The sequence below is a fragment of the Pseudomonas sp. KCJK9016 genome, from assembly GCF_046231795.1.
Classification (GTDB): Bacteria; Pseudomonadota; Gammaproteobacteria; order Pseudomonadales; family Pseudomonadaceae; genus Aquipseudomonas; species Aquipseudomonas bananamidigenes.
The window spans coordinates 20,798-35,703 of record NZ_JBJJMM010000010.1 but is presented as its reverse complement, the minus strand read 5'-3'; the positions used below and the strand labels follow the sequence as shown (position 1 = coordinate 35,703).

Here is a 14,906-nt window from a genome sequence, read left to right as displayed (position 1 = left end):
CAGCCATCACGTCCCGGTGAGCGACGGCAGTTATTACTGTGCCTGACTTCCAGTCAAATATTTCTTGAACAATGATCTTGCCCCGTAAGCCGGCAAGACATTAAAGAAGGCAAAACCCACCTTTATCGCGATCTGAACATAGATCATGTTCAATATCGCGCTGGTTTCCATCGCGCCATAGAACGCGATAAAGCAGAAAAGGAAACTGTCGATAATCACCGCGAACAACGTACTTAAAAACACGCGCAAAAACAGGAACCTGGAATTTGTGAGTTCCTTGATTTTGCAGAGTAGATACGAGTTTATGTTTTCGGACACCAGAAATGAAACAGAGGATGCCACCAGAACGGAAGACAGCTGACCAATCACATCATTGTAAGGCCCGTCCAGCTTCCACCCCGGCAAACCGGGGAGATGAGTCGTGATGGCCAGCAGAATAATGATGGCGGCGTTGCTGATGAATGCAAAGAGAATGGCTTTGCGCGCGAGTCTGAGACCGAACGTTTCATTCAACAGGTCGACGATCAGAAACGTCAGCGGATACAGGAAGGTCCCTGGCGTCACGATGATATCGAAAAACGCCAGATAGATAGGCTTGGTCGCGGCGATGCTGGTAAAGATATACAGGGTGAACAACATGAGATTCAGAATAATGTAAATCATCCATGAACTTTCATGACGATCATTCAACTCATAGGCTGTCAGCGCCCCGCCCTGAGAATAGAACTTCTTGTACAGATTCTTTATTTCCAGCTTATTCAGATTATCCATAATCTCACTATTCAACACTTCACTCAGCTTTATCTTTATTATCTTGCCTGTCGCAATCACCATGATGACAGCCAGGCTTTTTTCGTTCTCAAACCCCAATAGCTTGTACTTGCTGTTTTCCATTCCAACACTACAACCCATTAAATCGTTCCTCGATGATATCCCCGACAACACGAATGCGATCCGTGGCGACGCCAATCTCCCTGGTGATCGCCAGCCTTTTCGTGACCTTGTCATACACCAGCTTTTCCCTGCCGCTGCTTGAGGAGCCTTTCTGAACGATCAAGAGATCGCCCGGCTCATTCAGACCACTGATCTCGTTTTCCAGCAGCACACCGATCAAATTGAAGGAAGTGCCGAAGTAATAGGTCAATGGATGAATCGTGGCCAATTCGCCAATCCTCTTGTCCAGATTCTGGATCAGCAGACTCTCTTTCAGGACAGGCACCGCCGCCGGGTTCATGTTCCCCTGCGGCGAAATACTGCTTTCTATTATTTCCTTCTCTTCAAAATCGATCGTTTCTATTTCTTCATAAGAAACGCCAAAGAAATCGGAAATCTTGCGAACCGTGGACTGTTGAACATTGACCACTTTCCCCTCAAGGATGTTATAGATGGTTGTTCTGGTCAGACCACTGGAGTTGCACAAGGACAACTGTGTCTCCCCACGGCTTTTTATCAGGTATTTGATGTTGTTTTTCAGATTCTCCGATCTTTCTCTTCTGTGCATGAATTGCCTGCCGCCCATTGGTAACTGTAAAGACATCACACCCTGAGTAATTCCCGGGCAGATGACTACAACTGCATCCCTGTCAAAATCGCGAGCGATCATAACATCCTCCATCCAAGGTTGACTGAACCCTCGATGGTTCGCTCGCCTTGCCGTCGCACCCGGCAATCTGTACCGACTTGTCCGCTCCCTTCACCTTCCACTTCATCGACAAAAAGCAGCGACGAGCTCTTCAGCTTTACACTCTCTCTCGACAAAAAGAATCATTTTTTTTGAAGAATGTTCATTTTTTTGATTAATTCTTCTAGCGTTCCCAAGCAAAAAAACTATGATGCTTCGGGCAGTCTCGCCCCAGCGATCCACAGGGGAAAACAGACACTGACTGTCTGTACAGAGGTTGGTTTTGTGTGCAGCGACGCCGTGACACGGATCCACCTGCACAGGTTTGGCAATACAGGGATGTCGCCACAGGCAAAACAGGAAAGTCGCGCGGTTGCTCGCTGCGCGCACCACACAGGGAAGGAATACAGACAATGCCGGTCAATACTCAACAGCTTACGACCCAGGCCGACTTGCTGCGGCGCGGCCTGGCGGACCTGCGAGCGCAAGACGCCGAACTCGCGCAGATTCTCGACGCCGAAGTCACGCGCCAGCACCAGACCTTGTCGCTGGTCTCTTCCGCCTGCGCTGTAAACCCACGCACCCTGGCAGCCTCTGCGTCGGCACTGGTCAATGTGACGGCCGAAGGTACTCCCGGCAGACGCTATAACGCCGGATGCGAAAACGTCACTCTGGTCGAGTCGCTGGCCATCCGCAGAGCCCGGGAGCTGTTCAGCGCTCAGTACGCCAACGTGCAATCACACTCAGCATCGAACGCCAATTATCAGGTGCTCACCGGCCTGCTCGAACCTGGAGATACTCTGCTGGGAATGGCCGTCGAACATGGCGGGCACCTGACCCATGGCAGCACTGCGGCTTTCTCGAGCGACCATTACAAGGCGATCCGCTACGGTACGACCGCCGAGGGTCTGATCAATTACGACGAGGTACGTACACTGGCCCTCGCCCACCGCCCGCGCATCATCATTTGCTGTGCGAGTGCCTACTCGAGGGTGGTGGATTTCGAGCGGTTCCGCGAGATTGCCGACGAGGCCGGCTCCATCCTGCTCGCCGACATTTCACATATCGCCGGTCTGGTTGCCACCGGGCGCCATCCAAGCCCGATCGACGTTGCACACGTCACCACCACATGCACACACAAGCAACTCATGGGGCCTCGCGGAGGCCTGATCCTTTCCGGCCGGGATGCGAATACCAAGGTTCCCGGCCTGAGGACGACCTTCAACCGCGCCCTTGACCAGGCCGTGTTTCCCGGCATGCAGGGCGCGCCCGCCGTCAACATGATCGCGGCCAAGGCGGCGGCACTGGGGCATGCCATGTCGGCAGAGTTCGACGCGTACATGGCGCGGATCCGCAACTCGGCCGATGAACTGGCCACTGCGTTTCAGGCACATGATTACGAAGTGGTGGGCGGACGCAGTGAAAACCATACGGTTCTGCTCCGGTTGCGCAGCGGCATGACCGGTTCCATTGCAGAATCGGCGCTGGAGCAATGCGGGATCATCGTGAACAGGCACCGCGTCCCTGGCGAGCTTCGGTCATCCTCCGTGACCAGCGGATTGCGCATCGGCACCGGCTCCATTGCCCAACGCCACATAGACTCGCGAGGATGCCGGCAGATTGTCGACCTGATGTGCCGGATCCTCGACAAGGTGACACCACTGGGCGAGCGGGACTACGCACTGGAGCCTGCCGCGAAGGAACAATTCCGCTTGCAGACCGAAGCGTTGTGCACGCTCTATCCCATTGCCGATTACGCGTAACGCGCAGAATCCTTGCCCCGGAAACACAAGGCGTTCGGGATCACTTGCAGAATCCGCGAAAACAAAAAACCCGGCGCCAGGCCGGGTTTGATGTTTGTGCTCGACGCGTTACTTCACGGCGGCGTGCAACGTTGGCTGCGCGCCACGTTTGTTCTTGATCACATAGCAGACCCACATGAACACGACCCACACCGGAATCGCATACACCGAGATCTGGATGCCCGGGATCAGCAGCATTACGCCAAGAATGAACGCCACGAACGCCAGGCAAATGTAGTTGCCGTACGGGTACCACAGCGCCTTGAACAGCGGCTTCTGGTTGGTCTTGTTCATGTGCTGGCGGAATTTGAAGTGCGAGAAGCTGATCATCGCCCAGTTGATCACCAGCGTCGCCACGACCAGCGACATCAGCAGCTCCAGCGCGTGCTGAGGCATCAGATAGTTGAGCAGCACGGCCACCAGGGTTACCGCCGCCGAAGCCAGAATCGAACGCACCGGTACGCCGCGCTTGTCGATCTTCGCCAGACCTTTCGGCGCATCGCCCTGCTCCGCCATGCCCAGCAGCATGCGGCTGTTGCAGTAGGTGCCGCTGTTGTACACCGACAGCGCTGCGGTCAGCACCACGAAGTTGAGCAGGTGCGCAGCCGTGTTGCTGCCGAGCATCGAAAATACCTGCACGAACGGGCTGCCGCTGTAGGAGTCGCCCGACGCGTTGAGGGTATCCAGCAGGCTGTTCCATGGGGTCAGCGACAGCAGGATCACCAGTGCGCCGATGTAGAAAATCAGAATCCGGTAGATCACCTGGTTGATCGCTTTCGGGATCACGGTTTTCGGCTTGTCGGCCTCGGCTGCGGTGAAACCGAGCATTTCCAGACCACCGAAGGAAAACATGATGATCGCCATGGCCATCACCAGACCGCTGACGCCGTTGGGGAAGAAGCCGCCGTGGGACCACAGGTTGCTGACCGAAGCCTGCGGGCCGCCATGGCCGCTGACCAGCAGGTAACTGCCCAGGGCAATCATGCCGACGATGGCCACGACCTTGATGATCGCGAACCAGAACTCGGCCTCACCGAAAACCTTGACGTTGGCCAGGTTGATCGCATTGATCAGCAGGAAGAACGCGGCCGCGGTGACCCAGCTCGGGATGTCCGGCGCCCAGTAGTGGATGTACTTGCCAACGGCTGTCAGCTCCGACATGCCCACCAGGATGTACAGGATCCAGCAGTTCCAGCCCGACAGGAAACCGGCGAAACCGCCCCAGTATTTGTGCGCGAAGTGGCTGAAGGAACCGGCCACCGGCTCTTCGACGATCATCTCGCCGAGCTGGCGCATGATCATGAAGGCGATGAAGCCGCAGATGGCATAGCCGAGGATCATCGACGGGCCGGCGGATTTCAGCACCCCCGCCGAGCCGAGGAACAATCCGGTACCGATCGCGCCGCCAAGGGCGATCAGTTGAATATGGCGATTTTTCAGGCCGCGTTTCAGCTCGCCTGATTGCGAGTTTTGTCCACTCATGAAAAAGGTCTCACACAAGGTTTGATGATGTTCAGTAGACGTTGCTGCAAGGTTGCGATTTCAGCCAGCCCTGATCAAACCCCAGCGCAAGCACCAGGCATTCAGTTTTCTTACAACGGTCATGCGTCACCTGTTTGTTCTTGTCTGTGACGAAATCGAACCCGACACGCTCGTGACGCGGCGGAGTGAACAAGGCGGATAGCCTTGAGGTTTGCGCGATTACGCAGAGGGTCACAGTTAAAACGCGGCGCATTGTACACCGCTAACCCCCTGCTGCCAGACCCCGCTGGATCAGCGAGCCGGTTGCCGGGATTGCGTGTGTCCGTCCCGGGCGACCCGGACGGCTGCAAAAATTGAGTCAGGCCTTTGCAGGCCATCGGCGTGGACGATGGTCAATCCGTCCCACGAAGAGAAGTGAAAATGGATAACGGCGTTCATTGCGCCTCCTTCTTGTTATGCACCTGCACGACAGGCATGGGGCGCATCTCACCCTTCAAACGAGCCTTAAACAAGCATGCCAGAGCCCTGCGCAAGGCCCGGCGGGACTGGTTCCGGCAGATTTTCCTTACAGCCCGACAGACGCATCCGATTCACGGGACTACGACGGCTTTTTCGTAAATATCGGCTGACACTGCGTAACGTAAATTTTCCACTCCACACCAATGGAAGCCTGGTGCAGAGATTGACGTTAGCTGGCTAATTATTTGAAAGACGTTAAGTTTTTTGTTTTAAAACAAGAAAAAAACACCCTAAAAAAAGGAAATAAAAAATCCAAAAAAAAACGCCAACTCTAAGAGTTGGCGTTTTTTGTTTCAGCTTGAAGCTGCTTCATTCCGGTTTCTTGCGACCGAAACCCGGACGCTGGCCGGAACCGGCAGGCGCGCCACGGCGCTTGCCCGATGGCTTGTCATCGTCCGCCAGCCTGATGCCTGGACGCTTCGGTGCCGGTTTGGCCGGACGCTTGGTATCGGCCGGACGATCCGCCACCGGCGTACCGCGACCGGCAGGCGCACGGCCTTCACTGCGATCGGTACGAGCGCGTGGTGCACGCTCACCTTCCGGACGCGCCGCAGGCTTGCGAGCCGGGCGCTCGCCTTCGATCTGCGGCTCACGCGCCGGGCGCGGGCCGGCAGCAGCCGGTGCACCGTTTGCCGGGCGCAGGGTACGCACGCGCTCGGTGCGAGCCATCGGTCGCGACGACTTGCGCTGCATACGCTCGAGCTTGTCTTTGCTCTTGGCATTCAACTGCGGCAGAGCCACCGGAGTCAGACCGACCTCGGCACTGAGCACGTCGACTTCATACTGGCTCATTTCGCGCCAGCGCCCCATCGGCAGGTCGGAATTGAGGAACACCGGACCAAAACGCACGCGCTTCAGGCGGCTGACCACCAGGCCCTGGGACTCCCACAGGCGGCGCACTTCACGGTTACGACCTTCCATCACCACGCAGTGATACCAGTGGTTGAAGCCTTCGCCGCCCGGTGCCTGCTGAATGTCGGTGAAACGCGCCGGGCCGTCTTCCAGCACGACACCCGCCTTCAGACGCTCGATCATCTCGTCATCGACTTCGCCACGAACACGGACCGCGTACTCTCGGTCCATCTCGAAGGACGGATGCATCAGACGGTTGGCCAGCTCGCCGTCAGTGGTGAACATCAGCAGACCGGTGGTGTTGATGTCGAGACGGCCGATGTTGATCCAGCGCCCTTCTTTCGGGCGCGGCAGCTTGTCGAATACGGTCGGACGGCCTTCCGGGTCGTCGCGGGTGCAGATCTCGCCGTCGGGCTTGTTGTACATGATCACGCGGCGGACCGATTCGGCCGCCTCTTCGCGCTTGATGACCTTGCCATCGATGGTAATGGCGTCGTGCATGTCGACACGCAGGCCGAGGGTGGCATCTGTGCCATTGACCTTGATCCGGCCCTGGCTGATCCACGCTTCCACGTCACGGCGCGAGCCGACGCCGATACGGGCGAGGACCTTCTGCAGTTTTTCGCCTGCCGGGCGAACTTCCTGGTCGTCTTTCTGGTTGTCACTCATCTGGGCACCTCCCGGTGTGGTCTGTACAACAGCCCTGAGTTGAGCCGCTGAATCGTTGAAGTCTGGGTTTTCGGGCGAAGGGATCGCCGAAGGGTCGCGAATCATACGCGGATGTGTCCGTGCGCGCATCAGAGACTAGCCGATCGAGGCCAGGTTATTTCTTTTTCCGCCGACCGGTGGCACCGAATTTGATCAGGCGCAGTGCGGCCTCGGCCAGCACCGTGCGCCTGTCATCCTTGTCGAGTTTCTTCCAGGCCCTGATCTCGCGCTTGCTGCGCCCGCACCCAAGGCAGATGTCATCGCTGAACTTGCAGACGCTGATGCACGGGTCTTTGATCGAGTTCATGCTCAATCTTCGAACTCGCGGCGTTCGGCTTCGATGGCTTCGGCCAGTGCCCGGGCTTCGGCTTCTTCTTCGCTCAGTTCTTCATCGGCAGCCGACTGTTCAAGCCGGGCGACGGCAGCCAGTAATTTCTCCCGGGCTTCGGCAACGCCGAGGACGTCTTCTTCAGGCTCAAGATCAGGCTCAGCCTGCGGCTCCGCTTCGAATTCAACGTCGACGGATGGTCTGGCCGGATCGGTCTCGAAACCGGACGACATCGACTCGCCATCCACCGCATCCCGCAGCAAATCGTCGAAGTCGGTCTTGATCCCCTCCTCCATGCTGTCCAGCTCCAGCAGCAGCGTGTGGAAACTGGTTTCCTCCTTCGGCTCTTCCGACCCGGCGCTGGCATCGGCCAGTTCCTGCAGGCCCGGGGGCACCGGAGCATCGTCGAAGTCGAGCACCGGGTCCGGTTCGATCTCACGCAATTCAGCCAGCGGTGGCAACTCATCGAGGCTCTTGAGGTTGAAATGATCGAGAAACGCCTTGGTGGTGGCGAACATCGCCGGTTTGCCCGGCACGTCGCGGTAGCCGACGACACGGATCCATTCACGCTCGATCAGGGTCTTGACGATGTTGGTGTTGACCGCCACGCCCCGTACATCCTCAATCTCGCCACGGGTGATCGGCTGGCGATAAGCGATCAGCGCCATGGTTTCCAGCAGGGCTCGGGAATATCGTTGCGGGCGTTCTTCCCAGAGACGGCCGACCCACGGTGCGAATTTCTCGCGGATCTGCAGGCGATAACCGGAGGCGACCTCCTTGAGCTCGAATGCCCGCCCCTCGCAGGACTTTTCCAGCAGGGCCAGGGCTTTCTTGAAGACCGGTGGCTCCGGTCGTTCGCCTTCCTCGAACAATTCGTAAAGCCGCTCAAGGGTTTGCGGCTTTCCCGAGGCCAACAGAAAGGCTTCAAGCAGGGGTGCCAGCTCGCGGGGTTCAGTCAGGTTCATGTTCAGACTCGTTATTCGACTCGGGCTCGCACGTGGATCGCGGCGAACGGCTCATTCTGCACCAGCTCGACCAGGGACTCCTTGACCAGTTCAAGGATCGCCATGAAGGTCACGACCACACCGAGCCGGCCTTCCTCGGCGGTGAACAGCTCGACGAACGGCACAAATCCGCCGCCCTTGAGCCGCTCCAGCACATCGCTCATGCGTTCGCGGGTGGACAATGCCTCGCGGCTGACCTGATGGCTTTCGAACATGTCGCCACGGCGCAACACTTCGGCCATGGACATCAGAATTTCTTCCAGCGCCACATCCGGCAGCAACTTGCGCACGGTCACCTGAGGGGCCTCGAGTTTCGGCACGATCACATCGCGACCGACCCGACTCAGCCCGTCGATGCCTTCGGCGGCCACCTTGAAACGCTCGTACTCCTGCAGGCGGCGGATCAGCTCGGCACGCGGGTCTTCCTCTTCGTCCTCGACGGTTTCGGCCCGGGGCAGCAGCATCCGCGACTTGATTTCGGCCAGCATCGCGGCCATCACCAGATATTCGGCGGCAAGTTCCAGGCGCACCGATTGCATCAGCTCGACATAGCCCATGTACTGACGGGTGATTTCCGCCACCGGAATGTCAAGGATGTCGATGTTCTGTTTGCGGATCAGGTACAGCAGCAGGTCAAGCGGGCCTTCGAAGGCTTCGAGGAAGACTTCCAGGGCGTCCGGCGGGATGTACAGGTCCAGCGGCATTTCCGTGACGGCCTGCCCATAGACCATGGCAAACGGCAGTTCCTGCTGGGCACCGGCCTGGGGATCAACGGTTTCGACTGCGGACATTCAGGCCTCGACCATGAACGGCGCAGGATCGCCGCAACCGACGCGGACCACTTCCGGATCGTCGCCGGTCAGGTCGATCACGGTGGAGGCCTTGATGCCGCCAAAACCGCCGTCGATGATCAGATCGACCTGATGCTCAAGCAATTGACGCATTTCGTAAGGGTCGCTCAACGGGTCTTCATCGCCGGGCATGATCAGGGTCACGCTCATCAATGGCTCACCCAGCTCGGCCAGCAGCGCCAAGGCAATCGGGTGGCTAGGCACCCGCAGACCGATAGTGCGCTTCTTCGGGTGCAGCAACAGTCGCGGTACTTCGCGGGTGGCATTGAGAATGAAGGTGTAAGGGCCTGGCAAATGAGCCTTGAGGATCCGGAAGGTGCCGGTGTCGATCTTGGCGTAGTTGCCCAGTTGCGACAGATCACTGCAGATCAGCGCGAAATTGTGCTTTTCATCGAGCTGACGCAGGCGCCGGACACGCTCGATGGCCGTCTTGTCGCCGATCTGGCAACCGATTGCGTAGGAAGAGTCCGTTGGATAGACCACCACCCCGCCCTTGCGGATGATCTCGACCGCCTGCTTGATCAGGCGCGCTTGCGGGTTTTCCGGATGAATCTGGAAAAATTGACTCACGTTCTCTACCTGTTCAGACGGCGGTAATAACTGTGTCATGTTTGAACCGACACCACAGGGGTGGAAGGTCCTCAGGGAGCGGCCGGTACTGGCCGATCTCCGACCAGCCTCCAGGGCCATGAAAATCACTGCCGGCGCTGACCAGCAGACCGAACTCACGGGCAAGGATCGCCAGGCTGCCTACCTGTTCCGCAGGCTGATAACCGTTGACGACTTCAATTGCCTGTCCGCCCGCTTGAATATAGTCGGCAATCAGCTTTCGGCGCTTGCTGCGGGTGAAATCGTAGTGCCAGGGATGCGCCAGGCTGACCCAGGCCCCGGCGGCGCGCAGCGTGCCGACGGTCTCATCGAGGGTCGGCCAGTGTTGCTTGACGTCCCCCAGCTTGCCGGCGCCGAGCCATTTGCGAAACGCTTCGGCGCGATCCTTGACGAATCCTTCGCGCACCATCCAGTCGGCGAAATGCGGGCGGGCCGGCGCGTTGCCGCTGTCGCCCAGCTCCTGCTGGATCTGCCGTGCGCCGTCGAGTGCGCCGGGCATGCCCTTGAGGGCGAGCTTGCGGCTTATTTCTTCAGACCGCAGCCAGCGGCCATCGTGCAACTTCGCAATGGCTTCGACCAACGGCGCGGCGTTGACGTCGAAGCCATAACCCAACACATGAATGGTTGCCCCGCCCCAGGTACAGGACAGTTCGACGCCGTTGACCAGTTGCATTCCCAACTCTTCGGCAGCGACACGCGCCTCGGCGAGGCCTTCGACGGTATCGTGATCGGTCAGGGCCAGGATTCGCACGCCGTTCTCGAACGCACGCGCAACCAGTGCCGCAGGCGCCAAGGCGCCATCGGAGGCCGTGCTGTGGCAGTGCAAATCAACATTCACGGGGTTGTGTAACCTCAAATCAGCTGGCGCTATCGCGCGCCCATATGTTTGTTATTATGCCGCCACATCCAGCTTCTGGCTCTCACTGTGAAACAATTCATCGATTTCATCCCGCTTCTGCTGTTCTTCATCGTCTACAAACTCGACCCCCGTACCGTCGATGTCGCCGGTCACGAGTTGACCGTCGGCGGTATCTACAGCGCCACCGCAATGCTGATCGTCAGCTCTCTGGTGGTCTACGGCGCGCTCTTCATCAAGCAGCGCAAGCTGGAGAAGAGCCAGTGGCTGACCCTGATCGCCTGCCTCGTGTTCGGCAGCCTGACCCTGGCCTTCCACAGCGAAACCTTCCTCAAATGGAAAGCCCCGGTGGTCAACTGGCTGTTCGCCCTGGCCTTCATCGGCAGCCACTTCATCGGAGACCGACTGCTGATCAAGCGCATCATGGGCCACGCCCTGACCCTGCCGGACCCGGTCTGGACCCGCCTGAACATTGCCTGGATCGCCTTCTTTCTATTCTGCGGCGCCGCCAACCTGTTCGTTGCCTTCACCTTCCAGAGCATCTGGGTGGACTTCAAGGTATTCGGCAGCCTGGGCATGACCGTGCTGTTCCTGGTGGGCCAGGGCATCTACCTGTCCCGTCACCTGCACGACGCCGATACCACAACGCCAAAAACCGAGGACTGACATGCTCTACGCCATCATTGCCACCGACGTCGCCAATTCTCTGGACGCGCGCCTCGCCGCCCGCCCGGCCCACCTTGAACGCCTGCAAGTGCTCAAGGGCGAAGGCCGCATCGTGCTGGCCGGCCCGCATCCGGCGGTCGACAGCAATGATCCGGGCGCTGCGGGTTTCACCGGCAGCCTGATCGTCGCCGAATTCGATTCCCTGGGTGCGGCACAAGCCTGGGCCGATGCCGATCCCTACATCGCTGCCGGCGTCTATGCGAATGTCGTCGTGAAGCCGTTCAAACAAGTCCTGCCGTAATCTTCTCCCACGCGATGAACCTTGTCGGTTCATCGCGTTCTCAATCGCTCATTATTCTCGTTTGCCGGCCGACAACCTGCCCAATATCCATTTGGAAACAGGAGTCGCTATGCGCAAGGGTCCGTTGTGTCTGATGCTGGTCACGTTGTCGATCATGGCGCCCGCCCATGGTGAGGAAAGCGCCGAAAGCGGTTATTCCACGCCGTTGTCCTTGAGCGCCGGCAGCCAGATCACCGAGTTGCAGCAGCGCCTGAAAGCCAGCGAGCAGCAGCGCGAAGAACTGAGCAAACAACTGCAGAATGCCGACAACACCCGCGAAAGCGCCCAGCTTGCCCGGTTGCGCCAGGAGAACCAGCGTCTGAAACTGCAACTCAAGGAAGCCCAGGCCAGCCCTGTACCACGCCTGCTGACCGAACAGCAGCAATGGTTCGTCACCGGCGCCGGGGTAGCGCTATTGGCCCTGCTCTGCGGTATCTTTGCCAGTGGTGCAAGCCGAAAACGTCGACAATGGCTAAATTGAGTGAGTCATGAGCGAGCTGTTACTGATTGATGATGACCAGGAGCTGTGTGAGCTTCTGAGCAGTTGGCTGAGCCAGGAAGGCTTCCAGGTACGTGCCTGCCACGACGGCCAGAGCGCCCGCAAGGCTCTGGCCGAATCCGCCCCCGCTGCCGTAGTGCTGGACGTGATGCTGCCCGATGGCAGCGGTCTGGAACTGCTCAAGCAATTGCGCAACGACCATGCCGACCTTCCAGTGGTGATGCTTTCGGCCCGCGGCGAGCCGCTGGACCGCATCCTCGGCCTGGAACTGGGTGCCGACGATTACCTGGCCAAACCCTGCGATCCCCGCGAACTCACTGCCCGCCTGCGCGCCGTGCTGCGCCGCAGCCACCCTGCCGCCGTGTCGACCCAGCTCGAGCTGGGCGACCTGAGTTTCAGCCCGGTGCGCGGGGTGGTCAGCATCGACGAGAAGGAATTCACCCTCACCGTATCCGAAAGCCGTCTGCTCGAAGCCCTGCTCAAACAACCGGGCGAGCCGCTGGACAAGCAGGAACTGGCGCAGATCGCTCTGGGTCGCAAGCTGACCCTGTACGACCGCAGCCTGGACATGCATGTCAGCAACCTGCGCAAGAAGATCGGCCCCCACGCCGACGGCCGCCCACGCATCGTGGCCCTGCGCAGCCGCGGCTATTACTACAGCCTCTAGCGCTCCTCCGGGCGCTTTGTCAGTTTGATGACAAAGCGTCTTTACCCAAGCTTTACCCAGCGCTGACCGCCGCTGACCTTGATCTCCGTAATCTGTACCCATCCGGAACGTACCGGGAACGAGACAAGGAGATTCACCATGCGCAAGACCCTTATCGCTCTGATGTTCGCTGCCGCTCTGCCGACCGTCGCCATGGCCGTGCCGCAGGATGGTGGCCCGATGGGTGGGCCTGACAGTGGCTGGCACCACGGCGGTCAGATGCACGGCATGCACGGCAAAGGCCCGTACAGCCAGCTGGACTTGTCCCGCGAGCAGCGCGAACAGATTCGCAAGATCATGGGCGAGCAGATGCACGAACGTAAGCAGACGGTCGAGAAATACCTGGAGAAACTCTCACCGGCCGACCAGAAAGCCATGAAAGACGAGATGGCGGCCAACCGCAAGAAAGCCGAATCGGATGTCCGCGCCGTGCTGAAACCGGATCAACAGAAGAAATTCGACGAGATCCAGAAGAAACAGGCCGAGCGTCGCGCCGAATGGGCCGAGTTCAAGGCCTGGAAAGCGCAACAGCCGCAAAAGGCGCAATAATGTAATGACCCGACGGTTCACACCGTCGGGTCTTTTTATACCCAGTCCAATGTGGGAGCGAGCCTGCTCGCGATGGCGGTGTATCAGACACAATGGGCTGTCTGACACTGCGCCATCGCGAGCAGGCTCGCTCCCACAAAGGTTTTGCGTCCGTCCTGAGGAAATACTGTGCGTTCATTGTTCTGGCGTATTCTCGCAAGCTTCTGGCTGGCCATCGCCCTGGTTGCGGGGCTTTCCATTCTGCTGGGGCACATGCTCAATCAGGACGCCTGGATTCTCAGCCGCCATCCGGGCCTCAACACGTTGGCCGCCGACTGGACGCAGACCTACGAATCCAAGGGCGAAGACGCCGCCCAGGACATCCTCCAGCAACGCAAACGTCAGTACCACATCGACGTACAAGTGCTGAACGAAAGCGGCGACCCGGTGGTGCGCGGCACCTTCCCCCGTCGCGCGGCAGCCTTCGAAGCACGGCAGAACAACGACGACCGGCGCCTGCCCTGGCGGCGTCTGACTGACGAGTTCACCAGCGAAAAGACCGGTGACACCTACCTGTTCATCTATCGCATTCCGCACCCGGAACTCAACGCCTGGCACCGCGAAAGCCTGCTTTGGCCATTGAGTGCGCTGGGAATCGCGCTGGTGGTGCTGACCCTGTTCAGCCTGCTGGTGACCTTCTCCATCACCCGCCCGCTCAATCGCTTGCGCGGCGCGGTGCACGATCTGGGGCAGACCACCTACCAGCAGAACAGCCTGGCGAAACTGGCCAACCGCCGCGATGAGTTTGGCGTGCTGGCCAACGACTTCAACCGCATGGGCGCGCGTCTGCAAAGCCTGATCGGCAGCCAGCGTCAGTTGCTGCGGGACGTCTCCCACGAGCTTCGCTCACCGCTGGCACGGCTGCGCATCGCCTTGGCACTGGCCGAACGGGCAAGCCCGGAAGAACGGGAAAAACTCTGGCCGCGTCTTACCCGCGAATGCGATCGTCTGGAAGCCTTGATCAGTGAAATTCTGGTGCTGGCGCGGGTCGACGCCGACAACGCCAGCGCCGAGGCCGTGGATCTGAATGCCCTGCTGGGCGCCCTGCAAAAGGACGCTCAGCTCGGCTCGCCGGAGCAGACCGTACGCCTGGAGGCCGAACCGCAGCTTAATCTGACAGGCTGGCCGACCATGATCGAACGCGCCGTGGACAACCTGCTGCGCAACGCCCAGCGCTTCAACCCGGTGGGCCGGCCGATCGAATTGCAAGCCTCGCGACAAGGCGAGCGGATCGTGGTCAGCGTGCGCGACCATGGCCCGGGGGTGCAGGCCGAGCACCTGAGCCAGTTGGGCGAGCCGTTTTATCGGGCACCGGGGCAAACCGCTGCCGGGCATGGTCTGGGCCTGGCAATCGCCCGGCGTGCGGCGGAGCGCCATGGCGGGACGCTGGTGCTGGCCAATCATCCGCAGGGTGGGTTTGTGGCGAGTCTTGAGTTGCCGCTGGAACCGGGTGCGGTTGCCCAGCCCTGATGAGG

General features: G+C 59.4%; 16 protein-coding genes. 7 read left to right on the top strand and 9 right to left on the bottom strand.

Annotated elements, in window-relative coordinates; translation table 11 throughout:
* Nucleotides 1–33 precede the first annotated feature (33 nt).
* Together ACK6BI_RS11815 and ACK6BI_RS11810 are read right to left on the bottom strand one after the other, a co-directional pair.
* Nucleotides 34–912 (bottom strand): queuosine precursor transporter, encoded by an 879-nt coding sequence (locus ACK6BI_RS11815; protein WP_260522664.1) that lies wholly within the window; start codon nucleotides 910–912, stop codon nucleotides 34–36.
* Nucleotides 902–1,501 carry a helix-turn-helix transcriptional regulator gene (locus tag ACK6BI_RS11810; RefSeq protein WP_409317312.1) on the bottom strand — a complete coding sequence of 200 codons (600 nt, stop codon included), beginning with the start codon at nucleotides 1,499–1,501 and terminating at the stop codon, nucleotides 902–904. Before ACK6BI_RS11810 ends, ACK6BI_RS11815 begins: the two co-directional genes overlap by 11 nt.
* A 533-nt stretch (nucleotides 1,502–2,034) precedes the next feature.
* On the opposite strand from ACK6BI_RS11810, the gene glyA reads away from it, so the two are divergent.
* Entirely contained in the window at nucleotides 2,035–3,384 is a 1,350-nt protein-coding gene (gene glyA / locus ACK6BI_RS11805; RefSeq protein WP_409317201.1) for a serine hydroxymethyltransferase, read from the top strand.
* Between the two features lie 108 nt (nucleotides 3,385–3,492).
* Here glyA and ACK6BI_RS11800 read toward each other — a convergent pair whose 3' ends face one another.
* From ACK6BI_RS11800 to ACK6BI_RS11770, 7 genes are all read right to left on the bottom strand, one after another.
* Entirely contained in the window at nucleotides 3,493–4,905 is a 1,413-nt protein-coding gene (locus ACK6BI_RS11800; RefSeq protein ID WP_260522661.1) for an amino acid permease, read from the bottom strand.
* Nucleotides 4,906–5,733: 828 nt separating this feature from the next.
* Nucleotides 5,734–6,945, bottom strand: coding sequence for a 23S rRNA pseudouridine(2605) synthase RluB (gene rluB, locus ACK6BI_RS11795; RefSeq protein ID WP_409317200.1), 1,212 nt, complete (start codon nucleotides 6,943–6,945; stop codon nucleotides 5,734–5,736).
* A 154-nt stretch (nucleotides 6,946–7,099) separates the two neighbouring features.
* On the bottom strand, nucleotides 7,100–7,291 hold the full coding sequence (locus ACK6BI_RS11790) for a DUF1289 domain-containing protein (RefSeq protein ID WP_409317199.1): 192 nt from the start codon (nucleotides 7,289–7,291) through the stop codon (nucleotides 7,100–7,102).
* Nucleotides 7,292–7,293: 2 nt separating this feature from the next.
* A complete protein-coding gene (gene scpB / locus ACK6BI_RS11785) occupies nucleotides 7,294–8,277 on the bottom strand; it encodes an SMC-Scp complex subunit ScpB (protein ID WP_409317198.1) in 984 nt (327 codons plus the stop codon).
* A gap of 11 nt (nucleotides 8,278–8,288) precedes the next feature.
* Complete coding sequence (locus ACK6BI_RS11780) at nucleotides 8,289–8,987, bottom strand: ScpA family protein (RefSeq protein ID WP_176704486.1); 699 nt, start codon at nucleotides 8,985–8,987, stop codon at nucleotides 8,289–8,291.
* A gap of 120 nt (nucleotides 8,988–9,107) precedes the next feature.
* On the bottom strand, nucleotides 9,108–9,737 hold the full coding sequence (locus tag ACK6BI_RS11775; protein ID WP_141676609.1) for an L-threonylcarbamoyladenylate synthase: 630 nt from the start codon (nucleotides 9,735–9,737) through the stop codon (nucleotides 9,108–9,110).
* A gap of 13 nt (nucleotides 9,738–9,750) precedes the next feature.
* On the bottom strand, nucleotides 9,751–10,614 hold the full coding sequence (locus ACK6BI_RS11770; protein ID WP_409317197.1) for a PHP domain-containing protein: 864 nt from the start codon (nucleotides 10,612–10,614) through the stop codon (nucleotides 9,751–9,753).
* An 87-nt stretch (nucleotides 10,615–10,701) separates the two neighbouring features.
* On the opposite strand from ACK6BI_RS11770, the gene ACK6BI_RS11765 reads away from it, so the two are divergent.
* From ACK6BI_RS11765 to ACK6BI_RS11740, 6 genes are all read left to right on the top strand, one after another.
* Nucleotides 10,702–11,298: a septation protein A gene (locus ACK6BI_RS11765; protein WP_065260821.1), complete on the top strand. Its 597-nt coding sequence runs from the start codon at nucleotides 10,702–10,704 to the stop codon at nucleotides 11,296–11,298.
* 1 nt (nucleotide 11,299) lies between these two features.
* Complete coding sequence (locus tag ACK6BI_RS11760) at nucleotides 11,300–11,599, top strand: YciI family protein (RefSeq protein WP_409317196.1); 300 nt, start codon at nucleotides 11,300–11,302, stop codon at nucleotides 11,597–11,599.
* A gap of 109 nt (nucleotides 11,600–11,708) precedes the next feature.
* Nucleotides 11,709–12,119, top strand: a complete 411-nt coding sequence (locus tag ACK6BI_RS11755; RefSeq protein WP_409317195.1) for a translation initiation factor 2 — start codon at nucleotides 11,709–11,711, stop codon at nucleotides 12,117–12,119.
* Between the two features lie 7 nt (nucleotides 12,120–12,126).
* Nucleotides 12,127–12,804, top strand: a complete 678-nt coding sequence (locus ACK6BI_RS11750) for a response regulator transcription factor (protein WP_065260824.1) — start codon at nucleotides 12,127–12,129, stop codon at nucleotides 12,802–12,804.
* Nucleotides 12,805–12,942: 138 nt separating this feature from the next.
* Nucleotides 12,943–13,392 (top strand): Spy/CpxP family protein refolding chaperone, encoded by a 450-nt coding sequence (locus ACK6BI_RS11745; RefSeq protein WP_409317194.1) that lies wholly within the window; start codon nucleotides 12,943–12,945, stop codon nucleotides 13,390–13,392.
* Between the two features lie 168 nt (nucleotides 13,393–13,560).
* Nucleotides 13,561–14,901: an ATP-binding protein gene (locus ACK6BI_RS11740; protein WP_409317193.1), complete on the top strand. Its 1,341-nt coding sequence runs from the start codon at nucleotides 13,561–13,563 to the stop codon at nucleotides 14,899–14,901.
* Nucleotides 14,902–14,906: the final 5 nt, after the last annotated feature.

Excerpts from the sequence above, each read along its gene's own strand:
- scpB (WP_409317198.1), bottom strand. The coding sequence starts at position 8,277 with ATGAACCTGACTGAACCCCGCGAGCTGGCACCCCTGCTTGAAGCCTTT.
- ACK6BI_RS11810 (WP_409317312.1), bottom strand. The coding sequence starts at position 1,501 with ATGCACAGAAGAGAAAGATCGGAGAATCTGAAAAACAACATCAAATAC.
- ACK6BI_RS11800 (WP_260522661.1), bottom strand. The coding sequence starts at position 4,905 with ATGAGTGGACAAAACTCGCAATCAGGCGAGCTGAAACGCGGCCTGAAA.
- glyA (WP_409317201.1), top strand. The coding sequence starts at position 2,035 with ATGCCGGTCAATACTCAACAGCTTACGACCCAGGCCGACTTGCTGCGG.
- ACK6BI_RS11750 (WP_065260824.1), top strand. The coding sequence starts at position 12,127 with ATGAGCGAGCTGTTACTGATTGATGATGACCAGGAGCTGTGTGAGCTT.
- rluB (WP_409317200.1), bottom strand. The coding sequence starts at position 6,945 with ATGAGTGACAACCAGAAAGACGACCAGGAAGTTCGCCCGGCAGGCGAA.
- ACK6BI_RS11745 (WP_409317194.1), top strand. The coding sequence starts at position 12,943 with ATGCGCAAGACCCTTATCGCTCTGATGTTCGCTGCCGCTCTGCCGACC.
- ACK6BI_RS11760 (WP_409317196.1), top strand. The coding sequence starts at position 11,300 with ATGCTCTACGCCATCATTGCCACCGACGTCGCCAATTCTCTGGACGCG.
- ACK6BI_RS11790 (WP_409317199.1), bottom strand. The coding sequence starts at position 7,291 with ATGAACTCGATCAAAGACCCGTGCATCAGCGTCTGCAAGTTCAGCGAT.
- ACK6BI_RS11755 (WP_409317195.1), top strand. The coding sequence starts at position 11,709 with ATGCGCAAGGGTCCGTTGTGTCTGATGCTGGTCACGTTGTCGATCATG.
- ACK6BI_RS11815 (WP_260522664.1), bottom strand. The coding sequence starts at position 912 with ATGGGTTGTAGTGTTGGAATGGAAAACAGCAAGTACAAGCTATTGGGG.